This window comes from Aquibacillus albus, assembly GCF_016908325.1.
In the GTDB taxonomy this organism is placed as follows: Bacteria; Bacillota; Bacilli; order Bacillales; family Amphibacillaceae; genus Aquibacillus_A; species Aquibacillus_A albus.
Map to the genome: position 1 here is coordinate 38,289 of NZ_JAFBDR010000018.1, position 19,591 is coordinate 57,879.

Here is a 19,591-nt window from a genome sequence, read left to right on the forward strand (position 1 = left end):
TGATAGTTAAATTGATTTTAATTGTTCTTTAATTTGATCTATTTCCTTTTGGAGCAGTTGGTCCTGACTAATCATTTTTGAAATTTTTTCATGTGCATGAATAACCGTTGTATGATCTCTTCCACCAAATTCCTCGCCTATTTTCGGTAAAGAAAAATCTGTTAGCTCTCTTGATAAGTACATTGCAATTTGACGTGGAAAAGCAATTGATTTTGTTCTTTTCTTTGCAGCAAACTCTTCCAATTTTACGTTATATTTCTCCCCAATCACTTCCTGAATAGCATGTATCGTAATTACTTTTGGTTTAGAGCTTGGAATAATATCTTTCAATGCTTCTGCTGCCAAGGACGCATCGACATCCTCATTAATAAGCGAGGAATAAGCAACGACTCGGATAAGTGCCCCTTCCAATTCCCGAATATTTGTATCAATTTGATTAGCAATATAAAGCATTACTTCGTTTGGGATATCTAATCCTTCTGCTTTCGCTTTTTTACGTAGAATTGCTATTCGCGTTTCTAAATCAGGCGGAGTTATATCAGTAATTAATCCCCATTCGAATCGTGAACGCAAGCGATCTTCTAGGGTTGGAATTTCCTTCGGTGGACGATCACTAGAAATAACAATTTGTTTACTTTCTTCGTGCAACGTATTAAACGTATGAAAAAATTCTTCTTGTGTTTGTTCTTTTCCAGCTAAAAATTGAATATCGTCAATAAGTAGAACATCTACACTTCGGTATTTGTTTCTAAAATTAACAGCTTTATTATCTCTAATTGAATTAATAAATTCGTTGGTGAATTTTTCAGATGATAGATAAACAACTTTAGCTGAAGGGTTATGATCTAAAACATAGTGTCCAATCGCATGCATAAGGTGCGTTTTTCCTAGACCTACTCCACCATAAATAAATAGAGGGTTGTATGCCTTTGCCGGTGCTTCAGCTACAGCTAAAGAAGCAGCATGTGCAAAGCGATTTCCAGAACCTATTACAAACGTATCAAAGGTATATTTTGAGTTGAGCATTGATTTTGGAGATTCACCATTATCTGATTGTTTAACGTTAGGAATTTTTTTCACGGCTGGCTTTACATCATCAATTTCACTTTCTGTCTCAGGAATAATAAATTTAATTTTTAGATGTGTTCCTGTAACTTCAAACAAGGCATCGGAAATTAAATCGGTATATCTGCTTTCTAACCAATCCCTCGCAAATTCATTAGGCGCTGAAATAATTAGTGTATCTTCTTTTATATGATCAGCAGTAGTATTTTTAAGCCATGTATCATAACTGGGTTTGCTAATTTTATTTTGAATGGATTCTAGTGTGTTAGACCATAGTTGTTGAATATTTTCCAAAGAATAGTCACCCCTTCCGTATGTAAACCAATGGGAAATAAAAAGCCTCTCGCAATCTTTCTTTACTAATTTCATCGAGTAGAAAGATCGAAAGGCCCAAGTATAGGATGTGGATAAAAAAACTTGATTAAATCAACTATTTAATAGTTTATACCATTTTCCACAGGATTGTTAATAATTTTAAAAACAAGGTTGTGTGTAAATGTCCACACTCTATCCACAGATTGTGGATAATATATATGTGAACGAAGATTAAATACATAGTAAAACACAAATATAATATCAAATAAATCCAGTATACGCAATGGTTTTTCGACACTTATCCACAAAACCTACAGGTTGTAGACAAATCCTATCCACAGCACTATATTTTGTGATTAATTTGTCGATAACTGTTGTGGAAAGTCGAATGTGGATAAAAAAGTTACGAACAATCCCTGTGGATAAAGTTATTGTAGATATTTTTTATCACAGAGGTTATACTGCTGTAGTAGGTTACAAACTATATGGATTAACTATGAAATTTTTGGAAAGTTGACAATTAGATTAACTATTCCGTATAATATATTAGGCTTTCTTTTAATATTGAATTTGTTAATTCCTCAGGGAGGTGTAGATAAATGAAACGCACATTTCAACCAAATAATCGTAAGCGTAAAAAAGTTCACGGGTTTCGTTCTCGTATGAGCACAAAAAATGGACGTAAAGTGATTGCACGTCGTCGTAAAAAAGGTAGAAAAGTATTATCTGCATAGGCCACTGAATTATGTCAGTGGTCTTTTTTCTAGTGATGTATGTATATTGGTAAATGCTTTTTACTGATTGTGATGACACAAAGATGTTTAGCTTGAAGAAGATATTTAGTAGAGTGGTGTTTGAGTAAGATTGTTTTACTGGAGGATCTCATCCTATGAAAAAAGCGTATCGTTTGAAAAAGAACGAAGAATTTCAGTTGGTATTTAATAAAGGAAAATCATTTGCAAATCGTCAATTGGTCCTTTATTTCTTGAAGAAAACAGATCAACAGCATTTTAGAGTAGGTCTTTCTGTTAGTAAGAAGATAGGAAATGCAGTTGTACGTAATCAAATCAAACGATATATAAAGCAAGCTTTTTTGGAGTTAGATGGAAAAGTTGCTAATAACTATGATTTTATTCTCATTGCTAGAAAACCAGTAAAAGATATGGATTATCACCAAGTAAAAAAAAGTTTGATTCATGTATTATCTAAATCGAAACTAATTAAATAAAATAAATCATATAGGTAACGTAGAACGATAGAAGTATTTTCGTACTAGAATCAATTGTAGAGTTCATGTAAAATATTTAGTATATTTATACATAAACAAAAGAATGATTCGATAAATGTGTACATGCATCGTCGTTCGTGGTAGAAGTTGGTAAGGAGGATAAAAATTGCGTAAAAAGGTTTTGTTATTATTAACCTTAGCTGGGGTATTATTTTTACTTTCTGGTTGTACACAGGTTAATCAAGAAATAACAAGTGAGAGCACCGGGATATGGAACGAATATTTTGTTTATCCATTATCTTGGTTAATTACGTATGTAGCAGAAGCATTTAATGAAAACTATGGATTATCTATTGTTCTTGTTACGATCCTTATTCGTTTAGTATTATTGCCATTAAATATTAAACAATTAAGAAGCTCCAAGGCAATGCAAGCAATACAACCACAATTGCAAGAAGTAAGGCAAAAATACAGCTCCAAAGACGCGAAGACACAGCAGAAGTTGCAGCAAGAAACGATGGAACTTTTTCAAAAAAATGGAGTAAATCCATTGGCTGGTTGTTTACCAATTATTGTCCAAATGCCAATTTTGCTGGCTTTTTATCATGCAATAATGCGTACAGCCGAGATTAAAGAGCATAGCTTTCTATGGTTCCAATTAGGAGACCCAGATCCATACTTTATTTTACCAGTTGTTGCTGCTGTAGCAACGTATGTTCAACAGAAATTAATGATGGCAGGAGGAACATCAGCACCACAGAATGCAATGATGGCACAAATGAAAATGATGCTATATATGATGCCAATTATGATTGGTGTCGTGGCAATCTTTTTCCCTTCTGCACTATCATTGTATTGGGTAGTTGGTAATATATTTATGGTAATCCAAACATTATTTATAAGAAACCCAATGATGAAGGATGCTGAAACGGGAGGAAATTCAAAGTGAAACAAGTGACTGCTACTGGACAAACAGTTGAAGAGGCGGTCCAATCAGCATTGAAGCAGTTAAACATCACAAGGGACCAGGCGAAGATAGAAGTTATTGATGAGGGTAAAAAGGGACTTTTAGGATTATTTGGATCTAAACCAGCAATTGTCAAAGTTTCTTTGGTGGAAAATCAAATTAACCGAGCTGAAAGCTATTTAAAGAGCATGATTAATGAATTAGGTATTGAAGCTACCATTGATAAAACGGTGAAAGATACGGAAGTTACCTTCCATGTATCAGGTGAAAAAATAGCTATTCTTATTGGAAAACGTGGACAAACACTTAACTCACTGCAGTATTTGTTGCACTTAGTTATAAATAAAGATTCGGATAGATTCTATACAGTTATTTTAGATGCGGAAGGCTATCGAGAGAGACGTAAAGAAACGTTGATACAGCTTGCAAACCGATTAGCAGATAAAGCAGGTAGAACAAAGAAAGAAGTTTCTCTTGAACCAATGCCATCTTACGAAAGAAAGATTATTCATACCGCCTTACAAAATCATAAGAGAATTTCGACATATTCTCAAGGATCTGAACCAAATAGACACGTAGTCATTAAACCTTAAACTTGTAAGCTTCTGAAAAGAGGCTTATTTTTTTTGTGTGGTTTTTATGGCATTTTCTAATACTATTTCCACAACAGGAAAAGAAGACAAACCTCATCAACATGTGGATAAAGCAAGAGTGTATCTCGGTTCTTGTTACAAAGGATATTCACATGTGGATAAAAGAGTAAAAAAAGAGTTACAATGAGAGGTGTGGATATCTTTTCAAACATAGCTATATTGTGATAATCTAATAATTTAGTGATTAGAAAATTTTGGTGAATAATTTTATATAAACTGAGATAGAAGAGGGATGAAGTAGTTGGATGTGTGGAGGTGGAAGTGATGGAAACTGATACGATAGCTGCAATATCGACACCGGTTGGTGAGGGAGCAATTGCTATTGTGAGATTAAGTGGTGAGGATGCTATTCCTATTACAAATAAATTATTTAAAGGAAATGATTTAAAGACTGTTGATTCCCATACAATTCATTATGGAAAAATTGTCGATCCTACTACCAACGAAATAGCTGAAGAAGTAATGGTCACTATAATGAGAGGACCTAGAACATTTACAAGGGAAGATGTCGTTGAAATCAATTGTCATGGGGGACTAGCTTCCGTTAATCGATTGTTAGAGCTGGTTTTATCTGAAGGTGCAAGATTGGCGGAACCTGGTGAATTTACAAAAAGAGCATTTTTGAATGGAAGAATTGATTTATCTCAGGCAGAAGCAGTGATGGACTTAATTCGAGCAAAAACGGACAAAGCGATGAATGTTGCCCTGAAACAGATGGATGGACATCTTTCAAACTTGATACAAACATTAAGGCAACAGCTATTAGAAACAGTTGCACATGTAGAAGTAAATATAGATTATCCAGAGTATGACGACGTAGAGGAAATGTCTCATCAAATGTTGATTGAAAAAACAACGGAAGTGAAGAGTGAAATAGAAAGACTATTACAAATGGCAAAACAGGGAAAAATATTAAGAGAAGGTTTAGCTACAGCAATTATTGGAAGACCAAATGTAGGAAAGTCTTCCTTGATGAATGCATTAGTTCATGAAAATAAAGCAATTGTAACGGATATACCTGGTACAACTAGAGATGTGATTGAGGAATATGTCAATATAAGAGGGGTACCATTACGCTTAGTAGATACTGCTGGTATAAGAGAAACAGAAGATATTGTAGAAAAAATTGGTGTAGAGCGGTCAAGACAAGTGTTGAAGGAATCAGATTTAATTTTACTCGTATTGAATTATGGGGAGCAATTAACAGAAGAAGATGTCAATTTGTTTAAGGCTGTTGAAGGTTTAGAAGTAATTGTCATTATAAATAAAACGGATTTGGATAAACAAATTGATTTAGAAAAAGTGAAACAACTATCCAATAATCGTCCTATCATCACTACAACCTTAATTGAAGATACAGGGATTGATGAATTAGAAAAGGCTATTTCTGACCGATTTTTTGAGGGTGAATTGGATGCTGGTGATTTGACTTATGTTTCAAATGTCCGTCATATTCAATTATTAAAACAATCGAAACAATCATTAACTGATGCAATGAATGGAATAGAGCAGGGGATGCCGATTGATTTGGTGCAAATCGATATAACTAGAACATGGGAGTTGTTAGGTGAAATTATTGGAGACACTGTCCATGAAAGTTTAATTGATCAACTGTTTTCACAGTTTTGCTTAGGTAAGTGAGTCAATTTCATCATTACAATATCAAGCCAGATTTCTAAACTAATGGCGATTAATAAGTAGTATGAAATGGATGAAAGTAGCATTTATAATTGATAATCAGTGCTATCTATAAGATTATTTTTAGGTGGGAAAGCACTTTTATTTTAGTTTAATAAAGGAGAGAAAAATATGACTTACGATGCTGGTCATTATGATGTAATTGTCATTGGTGCAGGTCACGCAGGGGTAGAAGCTGCTTATGCTGCGGCACGTCGGGGAGCTAAAACGTTAATATTAACCTTAAATTTAGATATGATAGCATTTATGCCTTGTAATCCATCTATTGGGGGGCCTGCTAAGGGAATTGTCGTTCGTGAAGTAGATGCACTTGGTGGTTTAATGGGCAAAGTAATCGATAGAACCTACATTCAAATGCGTATGCTTAATACGGGGAAAGGACCTGCTGTGCGAGCATTACGTGCTCAAGCTGATAAGCCATTATATATACAAGAGATGAAAAGGATTCTTGAAAAGCAAGAAAATTTAACATTACGACAAGGTATGGTTGAAAAATTAATCGTAGAAGATGGAGTGTGTAAAGGGGTAGTTACTGAAACGAAGGCAGCTTATTATGCTAAATCAGTAGTAATTACGACTGGTACATTTATGCGTGGAAGAGTAATCATTGGTGATTTATCCTATGAAAGTGGTCCAAATAACCAACGAGCTTCTGTTAAATTATCAGAGGATTTAGAGCAGTTAGGTTTTGAACTAGTTCGTTTTAAAACAGGAACTCCACCTCGTGTGATTAGCCACACGATTGACTATTCCAAAACAGAAATTCAACCGGGTGATGAAGACCCTAGACACTTTTCTTATGAGACAAAAGAATCGATCCCAGATCAAATACCTTGCTGGTTAACGTACACGAATGAATTTACACATAAAATCATTGATGAAAACTTAGGATTATCTGCCATGTATTCTGGAATGATTAAAGGGACTGGACCACGATATTGTCCATCAATAGAAGATAAAGTAGTAAGGTTTCATGATAAACCGAGACATCAAATCTTCTTAGAGCCTGAGGGGAGAAATACGGAAGAGGTATATGTTCAAGGTTTGTCAACATCGTTGCCGGAATATGTTCAAAGAGAAATGCTCCGAAGTATTCCTGGGCTTGAGGAATCAGAAATTATGAGGGCTGGTTATGCTATTGAGTATGATTCTGTTGTTCCGACACAATTGTGGCCTACACTTGAGGTGAAAAAAGTACCAGGATTATTTACTGCGGGACAAATTAATGGAACCTCCGGCTATGAAGAAGCAGCTGGACAAGGATTAATGGCAGGTATAAATGCAGCTTCAAGAGCACTAGGTAAAGAATCAGTTATTCTAGATAGGTCTCAAGCATATATAGGAGTTCTTATCGATGATTTAGTTACAAAAGGAACAAATGAACCATATCGATTGTTGACATCTAGAGCAGAACATCGCTTATTGCTACGTCATGACAATGCAGATTTACGATTAACTGAAATCGGCTATCAGTCGGGAATGATAGCTGAAGAGCGTTATCAACAATTTTTAGAAAAGAAACAATTAATTAAAGAAGAAAAAGAGCGGTTAAAAAATGTCATGTTAAAGCCAACGGATGAAGTTCAACAAATTATTGATGAAGCAGGCGGAACAAGATTAAAAGAAGCAATTAAAGCAGCTGATTTATTAAAAAGACCAGAAATTAAATACGAAATGATTGAACAACTTTCTCCTTCAGAAAAAGATTTAGATTGGGAAGTAAAGGAACAGGTTGAAATCCAAATTAAATACCAAGGCTATATTGATAAGTCCAACCAGCAAGTAGAACGAATGATGAAAATGGAGAGTAAGCTCATACCTGAAAACATTGATTACGATGATATTAGTGGAATTGCGACAGAGGCAAAAGAAAAATTGAAGCAAGTTCGACCATTATCAGTCGGTCAGGCGTCAAGAATTTCTGGTGTTAACCCAGCAGACGTTTCCATATTACTCGTCTATATAGAGCAGGGGAGAATAAAAAAAATATCAAATCAATAATGAAGGAAAGGAATATTGTAAATGAATGTTACTACCTTTCTAGCTGAGTTAGAAAAAAAAGAAATACAATTATCAGACAGACAAGTGGAACAGTTTGAAAACTATTTTGATACACTAGTCGAATGGAATGAAAAAATGAATTTAACGGCTATCACGAATAAGGAAGAAGTTTATATAAAACATTTTTTCGATTCCCTTACAGCTGCTTTCTACTTTGACTTTACGAAAGATATAAAACTTTGTGATGTTGGAGCGGGAGCAGGATTTCCTAGTATTCCTTTAAAAATTTGCTTTCCGAATCTAAAAATAACGATTGTAGATTCCCTGAAAAAAAGAATCACTTTTTTAAATCACTTAGCTAGTGAATTAGATTTAACTGATGTTGCGTTTTATCATGATCGGGCGGAATTATTTGGTCAAAAGGAAAGCTATCGTAATAATTTTGATGTAGTAATGGCACGTGCAGTAGCGAGACTTTCTGTTCTAAGTGAATTGTGTCTACCACTTTGTCAAACGAATGGGACTTTCATAGCAATGAAAGGTCCGAATCTAGATGAAGAGCTTCGTGCATCAAAATCTGCTATGGAGTTATTAGGTGGTGAGTTGGAAAAGGTATATACCTTTGATTTACCTGAGGATAACGGAGAACGTAATATTGCAATTATTAATAAAAAAAGAAACACACCAAAAAAATATCCGAGAAAACCAGGAGTACCTAATAAGAATCCACTAACTTAAAAAATATAAATTAGTCGAAATAATTACTTAAGGCGATTATTTCCCACTGCCAATTATTTTTCGAATATGTAGTGGGGATATTCGCCATTTTTTAATAAGAGACTTTTTGACTATACATGTTATATAGGTTAGGCAATGATTTAACTGTAATCAGTAACTTTTTTTGAAATTTAGCGTTCTTCAATCTTACTCATTATCAAAGATGTATGATAGAATAATAGAAAGGAATTAAAACGTTGACGGAAATGTACGTCAAAAATCCTAATTTATTCGTTAGTTTTTCTATGTTTCACGTGGAACATTTTTAATAGATAGAAATATAGAATAATGAGGAACGTTTAAAAGGTGGTGTCTGATTATGTTACACCCATTCAGCCGAATATTTGGTTTAGGTGATAAGTCAGAGGAAGAAGTAGAACAGGAGTATCATCCAGATGAAGTCATTCAAATTCCTGTTGAACAAATCGAGCCTAATAGGTATCAGCCAAGGTCTATTTTCAGCCAAGAAAAAATAGAAGAACTAGCTCAAACGATACATACACATGGTATGATACAGCCAATTGTGGTAAGAAAGTTGCAACAGGGAAGCAGTGGGTATGAATTGATTGCAGGGGAGCGAAGGTGGAGAGCTGTCCAATTTTTAGGTTGGAACAATGTCCCAGCAATTATTCGTGATATGAATGAGGCTGAAACAGCTTCTGTTGCATTAATAGAAAATTTACAAAGAGAAGAACTAACGGTAATTGAAGAAGCAATGGCTTATGCTAAATTATTAGATATTCACGGTTTGACACAAGAAGCTTTAGCACAGCGACTTGGAAAAAGTCAGTCAACAATAGCGAATAAAATGCGTTTGTTAAAGCTTCCTGAAAAGGTCCAAATGGCTGTTTTAGAAAAAAAGATTACGGAACGTCATGCAAGAGCACTCATTGTATTAAAGGATCCAGAAAAACAAGAAAAAATTCTTGAAGAGATTCTTGAAAAAGATTTAAATGTAAAGCAGACAGAGGATAGAATAGCAAAACTATTTGAAAAAAAGGTAATACAAAAGAAACCGAAGTTAAAAGGTATTAACAAAGATATGAGAATTGCTATGAATACGATTCGTCAATCATTGAGTATGGTTAGTGATACGGGAATAGATTTGGAAACAGATGAACAAGACTATGATGACTATTATCAAATAACAATTAAAATACCAAAGAAAAAATCATAATAGATTTTGCTTCCCATCTTAATGTTAGATGGGAATTTTTTGCACGTTTATTACGTCCGTTCAATTATACAAATTCAATAATTGGCAGCGGAAAAGGATAACTCATATTAAGTTTTTATTACCAAATGTGTGAAATACAATTCATATGCGAAAAAAAATGATAAAATAGAGTTTATAGAGTTTTAGAAGTAGGTAGGTGACACCATGGGAAAAGTTATCGCCATTGCAAACCAAAAAGGTGGCGTAGGGAAAACTACATCCGCAGTTAATTTGAGCGCTTGTATTGCATATTTAAACCATCGAGTATTACTTGTGGATATCGATCCACAGGGAAATGCAACAAGTGGTGTAGGAATAAACAAAGCTGATGTTGATCAATGTATCTATAATGTTCTTGTTGAAGATACAGAAGCAAAAAAAGTGTGTATTCCTACAGCTGTGGAAAATTTGGATGTAATACCAGCAACCATTCAACTAGCTGGTGCTGAGATAGAATTAGTACCAACTATATCTAGAGAAGTCCGCTTAAAGAAAGCAATTGATAGTGTGAAGGATGATTACGATTTTGTAATCATAGATTGCCCTCCTTCCCTTGGTTTATTAACGATTAATTCATTAACTGCATCTGATTCTGTTTTAATACCAGTTCAGTGTGAGTATTATGCGCTTGAAGGTTTAAGTCAGTTATTGAACACGATTCGTCTCGTTCAAAAACATTTGAATAAACAGTTAATGATCGAAGGTGTATTATTAACGATGCTGGATGCTAGGACAAACTTAGGAATCCAAGTTATCGAAGAAGTAAAAAAATACTTTCAAGATAAAGTATATCAATCTGTGGTTCCAAGAAATATAAGGCTTGGAGAGGCGCCGAGTCATGGGCAACCAATTATTCTTTATGATCCGAAATCTCGAGGCGCAGAAGTTTATCTAGACTTAGCAAAGGAAGTGATCGCGAATGGCGAGAGGGTTGGGGAAAGGTATTAATGCTTTTTTTCCTGAGTTAGATACGAATGGTGATGAATCTGTTCAAGAGATTTCTATTAAAGAATGTCGACCAAACCCTTATCAACCAAGAAAAACGTTTCACGCTGATGCAATTGAGGAACTTAAAGAATCCATTTTACAGCATGGTATTTTACAACCTTTAATTGTAAGGAAAAGTATTAAGGGGTTTGAAATTGTTGTTGGGGAAAGAAGATTTCGTGCAGCGAAAGAGGCTGGACTAACGACAGTTCCAGTCATAATAAAAGATTTGTCTGATGGAAAAATGATGGAATTAGCGCTATTAGAAAATCTTCAAAGAGAAGACTTAACTCCGATAGAAGAGGCATATGCTTATTCCAATTTAATGAGAGAATTAAAAGTAACTCAGGAAGAATTAGCAAAAAGACTTGGAAAGAGTAGATCACATATCGCAAACATTGTGAGGCTTTTAACGTTACCAGAAAAAATTAGTGCTTTGATTAATAATGGTGAGTTGTCTATGGGGCATGGAAGAGCACTTCTGGGTTTAAAAGATAAAGAAAAGTTAATACCACTAGTGGATAAGGTAAGAAAAGAAGGAATGAATGTTAGGCAATTAGAAAAGCTTATTGTTCAGTTAAATGAAAACTCTGCAACACAATCCAAAAAACAACCTCCGAAAAAAGACATCTTTTTGGCTGAAAGAGAAAGTAAGTTACAAGATTATCTTGGAACAGGCGTAACGATTCATAAAGGCAAACGAAAAGGAAAGATTGAAATTGAGTTCTTTTCGGATGATGATTTAGATCGTATCCTTAATATGTTTAAGTAACGGTTAAAGTCTGATAAAAGGGGAAAGTTATCCTTTGTCAGACTTTTTATTTGATAGTAAATGTTTCACGTGGAACATTTACAATGCAACAATAAGAATAAAACAAAAGGTATGGAGATGTCGTAATGGTACTACTAGGCACATTAGTTAACGGTATATGTATAATTATTGGTACAATCATCGGTTTATTTTTTACAAAAATTCCTGAACGTCACAAAGAAACAATCATGAATGGTATAGGGCTAGCGGTTGTATTAATTGGATTGCAAATGGCTTTGAAAACAGAAAATATTGTTATTGTACTTCTTAGTTTGTTAACAGGTGCAATTTTAGGTGAAACATTAAATTTAGAAACGAAACTAAATAATCTTGGTAATTGGATTGAGTCAAAAGTAAAAACAAAAAATGAAAGTACAATTTCCCAAGGCTTTATAACTGCAACACTAGTTTTTTGTATTGGAGCTATGTCAGTTATTGGTGCGTTAGATGGTGGTTTGAGGAATGATCATGAAGTATTAATAACAAAAGCTTTTCTAGATGGATTCGTCTCACTAGTATTAACGACAACATTGGGGATTGGCGTTTTATTTTCTGTTATTCCAGTTGTCATGTATCAAGGTACAATTGCATTGTTAGCCACACAAATAGAGCGGTGGTTACCAGAATCGTTTTTGAATCAATTTATATTAGAAATGACAGCAACTGGTGGCTTATTAATTGTTGCGATAGGTTTAAATATATTGAATGTAACAAAAATACGAATTGCTAATCTATTGCCTTCGTTATTGATGGTTGCTATTATTGTTTTTTTATATCAATTATATGTGTGATAAGGATAAATGGAGGCAATAAAGTTCGTTTATTATAATTAAAATGGTACTTAAATAGTCGACGAAAAGTGTTTGGCATCAAGCTCTTTTCGTTTTTATTTTGCCTGTTTGCTAAAAATACTGTTTTTTTAAAAAATCACCCTAATTTCAAAGAACAATAATGCGCAATAACAGATTAATGCGACTTAGTGAGAGCTTTGAATATCGCTGGGGAATGCGAGGTGTATTTCGTGAAGCGGTATGTTATAGCGCATTATGTGTCAGCTGTCTATTAAAAAACATCTTTTAAATAGAAGACGAGCGTTGACCATCATGAGCTATTATATTAGTAGAGGGGGAGGGTGCAATTTGTTCTGATAATTGATGATCTAACAGATAAAATGCACTAGAAATTTTTCGTGCCATCTGCATAACAAGACTTAATCTAGTATTTTGTAGTACAAAAAACTCCATATAACCACTCACATTAACAACCCCCGAAATATGAACATCTCCAACTTTAGGTAAGTCTTTATTTAATGCTTTCCCAGGCTGTATTGGACCAGGTGCAGTTATGACAGATCCAATTGATTTTACACGACCTAGACATGCGTCAACTGCAATAATAAAGGGATTATCAAAACTAGAATGAATAGCTTGTAAATGATTTTGTAGATTTGTAGCATGTATAGGTTCATCTAACGTTCCATATACATGTAAATGTTTATGTGGAAACTCAGAAAGAAAAGTTCCAGTCATTGGACCAAGAGAATCCCCAGTAGACCGATCTGTGCCAATACAAAGGATTATTATTTGAATAGAATTGTTTGGAATCAAACTTAATAAACTCTTACTGAGTTTAGTTTCCATCATCGGTTCATCAAAATTGTATCGGTACTCGTTTTTTTGAGAAAATTTTCGTTTTAGATTCATAGCTTATCCTCCACAATCATATTGGTATAAGTATACGAACTTTTTAGTCATTCTATACATCAATAGAAAAATAGAAATTTGGAGGATACACTATGTGGAAATCAGGAATTAAGTGGATGTTTTTAATTATTGGAACTACAATAGGAGCAGGTTATGCTTCAGGTAGGGAACTATGGCAGTTTTTTGGGAGTGAAAGTGGACTAGCTATTATGTTATTTGCTTTCCTGTTTTCCTTATCCTGTAATGTCATATTATTAATCAGTTATAAAAATAAAACATCACATTATCTGCCTGTTCTACGAGAACTCGTCGGAAATAAATTGTCTTATCTTTATGACGGAATGATTGTTGTGTATTTGTTTTCAACAACAGTTATTATGTTGGCTGGTAGCGGTGCCACACTTGAAGCGTTTCATTTTCCAAATTGGTGGGGGATAACGGTTATTTGTATACCATTAATTCTCGTATTTGTTTGGGATATTAATGGTGTTTTATCATTAAATAGCTTTATTTTACCATTATTAATTTTAGGTTTATTAAGCATTCTATTAATTTTTTCTTTTCAACAAGAGCTTTCGTTTATACCGGATTTAGCCCACCAAAGAAATTGGACAGCTGCACTTCCATTTACCGCTCTTAATATTTTGCCGCTTGTTGCTGTTTTAGGGGCAATCGGGAGTGAAATGAGAGGGAAGGGAGAAATATGGGTTGCAAGTATAGGGAGTGGATTAATTCTTGGATCTATCTCATATATATACAATAATAGTCTAATTCAAATTTCTGAAGAAGTTTTGTTATATGAGATACCGTTATTCGCAATTCTAAGACATTATCCATACATCATGTTTCTATTTATTTCTATCCTACTGTGGCTAGCCATTTTCACAACAGCCGTATCAGGGACATTAGGATTAGTAACAAGGTTTAGGCAAAAATTAAATCTTCCTTTATGGATGCTTGCATTTTTTACTATACTAATTATGCTACCATTAACAAGAATAGGGTTTTCTACTTTAATTGAGTATTTATATCCTTTATATGGATTGTTAAATTTATATGTTCTTTCATCAATCATTTTATATCCAATTATAAATCGATACAAAACGGATTAATAAATGATAGAATATGAATAGTAGGATTAGCCGAGTAGTTTTTTGGAAGGGCAAACAGGGAATAAATGTTATGAAGATATAGATATTCCGTTAATACGTGGAGTAATGTATTCTAGAGATAATATGGAAAACGAATAGGAAGGGGTAAGTAAGTATGGCAGATAAGGAATATCAATTAAATGATGTAGTACAAATGAAGAAGCCTCATCCTTGTGGAGAAAATCGTTGGCGCATCATTCGATTAGGGATGGACATACGCATAAAGTGTGAGGGATGCGAACATAGTGTTCTTATTCCTAGAAAAAAATTTGAAAGCAAGTTAAAAAAAGTAATAGAAAAAGCAGAAGGCTAAGCGTAATGTTCCACGTGAAACATTATAAAAATTCTTTGTTTTTTAATTACTAATCAAGTCTAATAGAAAGAAATGAAAGAATATAACGTAAAAACACTAAAAACAAGGGATTTTACCTCCTTGTTTTTTAATTTACATAGCTTGTCATTTCCAACAGTTGTCTCTATAATTGGGTATGACTCAACGTTCATATGAATGGTATCCTTAAGGAGTGAAAGTTAAATGGCTTTAACAGCAGGAATTGTTGGTTTACCTAATGTTGGTAAGTCAACATTATTTAATGCGATTACGCAGGCAGGTGCAGAATCTGCCAATTATCCATTTTGTACAATAGATCCCAACGTTGGAATTGTAGAAGTTCCAGATTACCGCTTAGGAAAATTAACAGAACTAGTAAAACCGAAAAAGACGATTCCAACTGCATTTGAATTTACAGATATTGCTGGAATTGTGAAAGGTGCAAGTAAAGGGGAAGGACTAGGTAATCAATTTCTTTCTCATATTCGTCAAGTTGATGCAATTTGTCATGTGGTGCGTTGTTTTCAAGATGAGAATATTACCCATGTATCAGGACAAGTAGATCCAATTTCTGATATTGAGACAATTAACCTCGAGCTCATTTTAGCTGATTTAGAAACGGTAACAAAACGTTTGCAGCGCGTGGAAAAGATGGCGAAACAAAAAGATAAAGAAGCTGTTGCTGAATTCGAGATTCTTTCTAAGTTAAGGGATGCTTTTGAAGAAGAACAGCCTGCACGTGCCGTATCTTTTACAGATGAACAAATGAAGTTGGTAAAAGGCCTTCATTTGTTAACTAGCAAGCCTATTCTTTATGTAGCTAATGTAGGGGAAGATGAATTATTAGAAGCGGATGAAAATCCAAGTGTAAAAAAGGTTAGAGAGTTTGCTGCAAATGAAAATGCAGAAGTTATTGTTATTAGTGCAAAGGTTGAGTCTGAAATAGCTGAACTTGAAGGTGAAGAAAAAGAAATGTTCCTAGAAGAACTAGGAATTGCTGAATCTGGTTTAGACCAGCTTATTAAAGCAACATATCAGTTGTTAGGATTGGCCACCTATTTTACAGCTGGTGAACAAGAGGTACGTGCTTGGACTTTTAAAAAAGGGATGAAAGCTCCACAAGCTGCTGGTATTATTCACTCCGATTTTGAAAGAGGATTTATAAGGGCAGAAACAGTTTCTTACGATGACCTTATAGAAGCTGGTTCCATGTCAATGGCAAAGGAAAAAGGTAAAGTGCGTTTAGAAGGTAAAGACTATTTGGTGAAAGACGGAGATGTCATTCATTTCCGTTTTAATGTGTAAGAATAAATCCCTCATAACCGTTGTGTTTTTATAGTATGTTTGATATAATGCTTTATTGTGAGTAATTAAAAAACGATTACTCCTTGCTCCTATAAAGGAATAGGGGCCGCTAAGACCAAAAGGAGGTGCAAACGGATGAGAAACTATGAAATTATGTACATCATCCGCCCAAATATCGAGGAGGAAGCGCAAACGTCTTTAATCGAGCGTTTTAATGGAATCCTTACAGATAATGGTGCGGAAATTGAAAAGGTTGATGAAAAAGGCAAGAAACGTCTTGCTTATGAAATCAATGACTTTCGTGATGGCTACTATGTAATAATTAACTTTAAAGGCGACCAAAACGCCATTAATGAATTCGATCGTCAAGCGAAATTCTCTGATGACATTATTCGTCATATAGCAGTTCGTGAAGACGACCAATAAGGAGTGGTTCTGATGTTGAATCGTGTCGTATTAGTCGGCAGGTTAACGAGGGATCCAGACTTACGCTATACACCAAATGGAGTTGCTGTTGCTAACTTTACCTTAGCTGTTAATCGACCTTTTTCAAATCAGCAAGGGGATAGAGAAGCAGATTTTATTAACTGCGTTGTTTGGAGGCGTGCCGCGGAGAACTTAGCAAACTATATGAAAAAGGGTAGTTTAGTTGGGGTAGATGGCCGTTTGCAATCGCGTAGTTTTGAAGGCCAAGATGGAAAAAGAGTATTTGTTACAGAGGTCGTAGCAGATACGGTTCAATTCCTAGAAACAAGAGGTTCTTCTCAAGGTGGAGGACAAGGCTCAACAGGATTCCAACCAAATCAGAATCAACCAAATAATAATCCTAATAGATCAAATGAAGAAGATCCGTTTAAAGATAACGGAGAACCAATTGATATATCAGATGATGATTTACCATTTTAATTAAAAGGAGGGAACGGTTATGGCAGCTCGTCGTGGTCGCGCTAAGCGTCGTAAGGTGTGTTATTTTACAGCGAACGGTATTACACACATTGACTACAAGGATGTTGATTTGCTAAGACGTTTCGTATCTGAGCGTGGAAAAATTCTTCCTCGCCGTGTAACTGGAACTTGTGCAAAATATCAACGTAAATTAACAAAAGCAATTAAACGTGCACGTCAAATGGCATTATTGCCTTACGTGAACGATTAATAGAGACAAGCAGCCCTATTCGTATCGGAACTAGCCGATGAGAATAGGGCTGCTTTATATTTTAAGAACCTTCGAGTCAAAATCAATACTGTACTTTAAAGTAATGCTATATTTAATTTAAATAGAAATCGTTTACATTTTGTATATTGTGTAAAATAGGTTGACAATCACTTTAATTCTGCTATGATATAAAAAAATTCAATTTATTCGATGTATGTAGATGAAGATACATTCATTGCATTAAAAACTTTAGAGAGCTGGTGGTTGGTGCAAACTAGTGTTTTTGGCAGTGAATAGCCCTTCGGAGTAAACAGATTGAACCATGTTAGTAGGTCTGTTCGGCCCATGTCCGTTATCCATGACACCAAATGAAGACTGTTCTATCTACTGAACAGTGAAAAAGGGTGGTACCGCGTAAGTTCCAACTTTTCGCCCCTTATGAAAGCATAGGGGGTGGAAAGTTTTTTTAATGTCACTATTTGGTTGTATCTGTTTTAAAAGAACAATCGATTTATTCAGGAAAGCGAACAAAAGTAAAAACTTTCCTGTTCTCAATGAATCAAAATAATTTTTGTATAAAACATAGGGAGGTTCTAAAAGATGGTTTATAAAGTGCTTATTAGTGATCCTTTAAGTGAAGATGGAATTCAACCTTTAAGAGAAGCTGAGAATATCGAAGTTACGATGAAAACAGATTTCACGCCAGAAGAATTAGCATTGCATATCGGTGAATATGACGCATTGCTTGTTCGTAGTCAAACGAAAGTAACAAGAGAAATTATTGAGCAAGCGAAGCGTTTGAAGATAATTGGTAGAGCAGGTGTTGGTGTAGATAATATTGATTTAGATGCAGCAACTGAGCACGGTGTTATTGTTGTTAATGCACCAGATGGAAACACTAATTCTGCTGCTGAACACACGATTGCAATGCTTATGTCGCTCGCAAGAAAAATTCCACAAGCATTCTATGCATTGAAGCATCAAAAGTGGGATCGAAAATCACATGTTGGTGTTGAATTGAAAAATAAAACATTGGGTGTTATAGGAATGGGTAGAATTGGTGTAGAGGTTGCTGCCCGAGCTAAAGGACAACGCATGAATGTGATTGCCTATGATCCATTTTTAACGGAAGAAAAAGCAGATAAATTAGGGGTCGATTACGGCTCAGTGGAAGATGTGGTGCAAAAAGCAGACTTTATTACTGTACACACACCTTTGTTAAAAGAAACACGTCATTTAATTAATAAAGATGCTTTCGAGAAAATGAAAGATGGAGTACAAATTATTAACTGTGCACGTGGCGGTATCATTGACGAGGATGCTCTTTATGAAGCGATTGTTAATAAGAAGGTAGCTGGTGCAGCACTAGATGTATTTGAGGAGGAACCTGCTGTAAACCACAAATTACTTGAGTTACCAGAAGTGATTGCTACACCACATCTAGGTGCTAGTACGATTGAAGCCCAAGAGAATGTTGCAATTGATGTGAGTCATGATGTCGTTCATTTCCTAACAGGTGGACTTGCAACAAATCCTGTTAATTTACCATCAGTTCCAAGTGAAGTGATGAAAAAAATTGAGCCTTATTTCCGTCTATCTGAAAAATTAGGGACGTTCCTTACCTACTTAGCGGAAGAGGCGATTGAGGAAATTAGTATTTATTATGCAGGTGATTTAACGGATGTTCAAGTTGCCCCACTAACTCGTAATACCATTAAAGGGCTATTAAAGCGCCACCTTGGTGAACATGTCAATGATGTAAATGCTTCCTTTTTAGCTGAAAAAAAAGGCATTACAATTAACGAACAAAAAACGAGTACATCAAAAGGATTTACGAACCTGTTAACGGTGCAAGTCAAAACTTCCAAGACAACTAGAACAGTTGCTGGTACGCTATTAAATGGTTTAGGAGCGAGAATCGTTAAAGTTGATAACTATAGTGTGGATGTTATCCCAGAAGGCCATTTGTTATTTATCCGACACAAAGACCAGCCTGGTGCTATTGGTAGAGTTGGAAGCTTGTTAGCAGAACATGATGTAAATATCGCTACCATGCAAGTAGGTCGTTCTGACGTTGGTGGAGATGCGATCATGATGCTAACGATTGATAAACATTTGGAAAAGGAAGTGCTTGAACAGTTAATAAATGTAACTGATATTTATGCTGTAAATGCAATCGACCTATAAAATGAAAAAGAAGCACTCAGCCTAAAAGGTTTGAGTGCTT

The 19,591-nt window shown here is 34.8% G+C and carries 20 protein-coding genes and 1 other annotated feature; of the genes, 18 read left to right on the forward strand and 2 right to left on the reverse strand.

What is annotated here, in order from left to right; translation table 11 throughout:
• Positions 1 to 6: 6 nt before the first annotated feature.
• Positions 7 to 1,359: a chromosomal replication initiator protein DnaA gene (dnaA, locus tag JOC48_RS14855; RefSeq protein ID WP_204500968.1), complete on the reverse strand. Its 1,353-nt coding sequence runs from the start codon at positions 1,357 to 1,359 to the stop codon at positions 7 to 9.
• A 620-nt stretch (positions 1,360 to 1,979) separates the two neighbouring features.
• On the opposite strand from dnaA, the gene rpmH reads away from it, so the two are divergent.
• The 11 genes from rpmH (at position 1,980) to JOC48_RS14910 (ending at position 12,509) form a co-directional block, all read left to right on the forward strand.
• Positions 1,980 to 2,114 (forward strand): 50S ribosomal protein L34, encoded by a 135-nt coding sequence (rpmH, locus tag JOC48_RS14860; RefSeq protein WP_204500970.1) that lies wholly within the window; start codon positions 1,980 to 1,982, stop codon positions 2,112 to 2,114.
• A 155-nt stretch (positions 2,115 to 2,269) separates the two neighbouring features.
• The gene (rnpA, locus tag JOC48_RS14865) at positions 2,270 to 2,608 is read left to right on the forward strand and encodes a ribonuclease P protein component (protein ID WP_204500973.1); all 339 of its coding nucleotides are present in this window, start codon (positions 2,270 to 2,272) and stop codon (positions 2,606 to 2,608) included.
• Positions 2,609 to 2,774: 166 nt separating this feature from the next.
• Positions 2,775 to 3,557, forward strand: coding sequence for a YidC family membrane integrase SpoIIIJ (gene spoIIIJ, locus JOC48_RS14870; protein ID WP_204500975.1), 783 nt, complete (start codon positions 2,775 to 2,777; stop codon positions 3,555 to 3,557).
• Positions 3,554 to 4,168 carry an RNA-binding cell elongation regulator Jag/EloR gene (gene jag / locus JOC48_RS14875; RefSeq protein WP_204500978.1) on the forward strand — a complete coding sequence of 205 codons (615 nt, stop codon included), beginning with the start codon at positions 3,554 to 3,556 and terminating at the stop codon, positions 4,166 to 4,168. The genes spoIIIJ and jag overlap by 4 nt, the downstream gene beginning before the upstream one ends.
• Before the next feature lie 324 nt (positions 4,169 to 4,492).
• Positions 4,493 to 5,869 carry a tRNA uridine-5-carboxymethylaminomethyl(34) synthesis GTPase MnmE gene (mnmE, locus tag JOC48_RS14880; protein ID WP_204500980.1) on the forward strand — a complete coding sequence of 459 codons (1,377 nt, stop codon included), beginning with the start codon at positions 4,493 to 4,495 and terminating at the stop codon, positions 5,867 to 5,869.
• Between the two features lie 168 nt (positions 5,870 to 6,037).
• The gene (gene mnmG / locus JOC48_RS14885) at positions 6,038 to 7,927 is read left to right on the forward strand and encodes a tRNA uridine-5-carboxymethylaminomethyl(34) synthesis enzyme MnmG (protein WP_204500982.1); all 1,890 of its coding nucleotides are present in this window, start codon (positions 6,038 to 6,040) and stop codon (positions 7,925 to 7,927) included.
• 21 nt (positions 7,928 to 7,948) lie between these two features.
• Positions 7,949 to 8,665, forward strand: coding sequence for a 16S rRNA (guanine(527)-N(7))-methyltransferase RsmG (gene rsmG, locus JOC48_RS14890; protein ID WP_204500985.1), 717 nt, complete (start codon positions 7,949 to 7,951; stop codon positions 8,663 to 8,665).
• Positions 8,666 to 9,023: 358 nt separating this feature from the next.
• Positions 9,024 to 9,881, forward strand: coding sequence for a nucleoid occlusion protein (noc, locus tag JOC48_RS14895; protein ID WP_204500987.1), 858 nt, complete (start codon positions 9,024 to 9,026; stop codon positions 9,879 to 9,881).
• 204 nt (positions 9,882 to 10,085) lie between these two features.
• Positions 10,086 to 10,868 (forward strand): ParA family protein, encoded by a 783-nt coding sequence (locus JOC48_RS14900; protein ID WP_204500990.1) that lies wholly within the window; start codon positions 10,086 to 10,088, stop codon positions 10,866 to 10,868.
• Positions 10,840 to 11,679, forward strand: a complete 840-nt coding sequence (locus JOC48_RS14905; protein ID WP_204500991.1) for a ParB/RepB/Spo0J family partition protein — start codon at positions 10,840 to 10,842, stop codon at positions 11,677 to 11,679. The genes JOC48_RS14900 and JOC48_RS14905 overlap by 29 nt, the downstream gene beginning before the upstream one ends.
• A 125-nt stretch (positions 11,680 to 11,804) precedes the next feature.
• Complete coding sequence (locus JOC48_RS14910) at positions 11,805 to 12,509, forward strand: DUF554 domain-containing protein (RefSeq protein WP_204500994.1); 705 nt, start codon at positions 11,805 to 11,807, stop codon at positions 12,507 to 12,509.
• Between the two features lie 285 nt (positions 12,510 to 12,794).
• On the opposite strand, the gene yyaC is transcribed toward JOC48_RS14910, so the two are convergent.
• Complete coding sequence (gene yyaC / locus JOC48_RS14915; protein ID WP_204500996.1) at positions 12,795 to 13,421, reverse strand: spore protease YyaC; 627 nt, start codon at positions 13,419 to 13,421, stop codon at positions 12,795 to 12,797.
• 92 nt (positions 13,422 to 13,513) lie between these two features.
• On the opposite strand from yyaC, the gene JOC48_RS14920 reads away from it, so the two are divergent.
• The 7 genes from JOC48_RS14920 to serA all read left to right on the forward strand — a co-directional run bounded on the left by JOC48_RS14920 (position 13,514) and on the right by serA (position 19,551).
• Complete coding sequence (locus JOC48_RS14920; protein ID WP_204500998.1) at positions 13,514 to 14,533, forward strand: YkvI family membrane protein; 1,020 nt, start codon at positions 13,514 to 13,516, stop codon at positions 14,531 to 14,533.
• Between the two features lie 154 nt (positions 14,534 to 14,687).
• Positions 14,688 to 14,885 carry a DUF951 domain-containing protein gene (locus tag JOC48_RS14925; RefSeq protein ID WP_204501000.1) on the forward strand — a complete coding sequence of 66 codons (198 nt, stop codon included), beginning with the start codon at positions 14,688 to 14,690 and terminating at the stop codon, positions 14,883 to 14,885.
• Between the two features lie 222 nt (positions 14,886 to 15,107).
• The gene (gene ychF / locus JOC48_RS14930) at positions 15,108 to 16,208 is read left to right on the forward strand and encodes a redox-regulated ATPase YchF (RefSeq protein WP_204501002.1); all 1,101 of its coding nucleotides are present in this window, start codon (positions 15,108 to 15,110) and stop codon (positions 16,206 to 16,208) included.
• 135 nt (positions 16,209 to 16,343) lie between these two features.
• Positions 16,344 to 16,634 (forward strand): 30S ribosomal protein S6, encoded by a 291-nt coding sequence (rpsF, locus tag JOC48_RS14935; RefSeq protein WP_204501003.1) that lies wholly within the window; start codon positions 16,344 to 16,346, stop codon positions 16,632 to 16,634.
• 12 nt (positions 16,635 to 16,646) lie between these two features.
• Positions 16,647 to 17,114, forward strand: coding sequence for a single-stranded DNA-binding protein (ssb, locus tag JOC48_RS14940; protein ID WP_204501005.1), 468 nt, complete (start codon positions 16,647 to 16,649; stop codon positions 17,112 to 17,114).
• Between the two features lie 19 nt (positions 17,115 to 17,133).
• Positions 17,134 to 17,364, forward strand: a complete 231-nt coding sequence (rpsR, locus tag JOC48_RS14945) for a 30S ribosomal protein S18 (RefSeq protein ID WP_204501008.1) — start codon at positions 17,134 to 17,136, stop codon at positions 17,362 to 17,364.
• 208 nt (positions 17,365 to 17,572) lie between these two features.
• Positions 17,573 to 17,804, forward strand: a binding site (T-box leader).
• A gap of 160 nt (positions 17,805 to 17,964) precedes the next feature.
• Positions 17,965 to 19,551 (forward strand): phosphoglycerate dehydrogenase, encoded by a 1,587-nt coding sequence (gene serA / locus JOC48_RS14950; protein WP_204501009.1) that lies wholly within the window; start codon positions 17,965 to 17,967, stop codon positions 19,549 to 19,551.
• Positions 19,552 to 19,591: the final 40 nt, after the last annotated feature.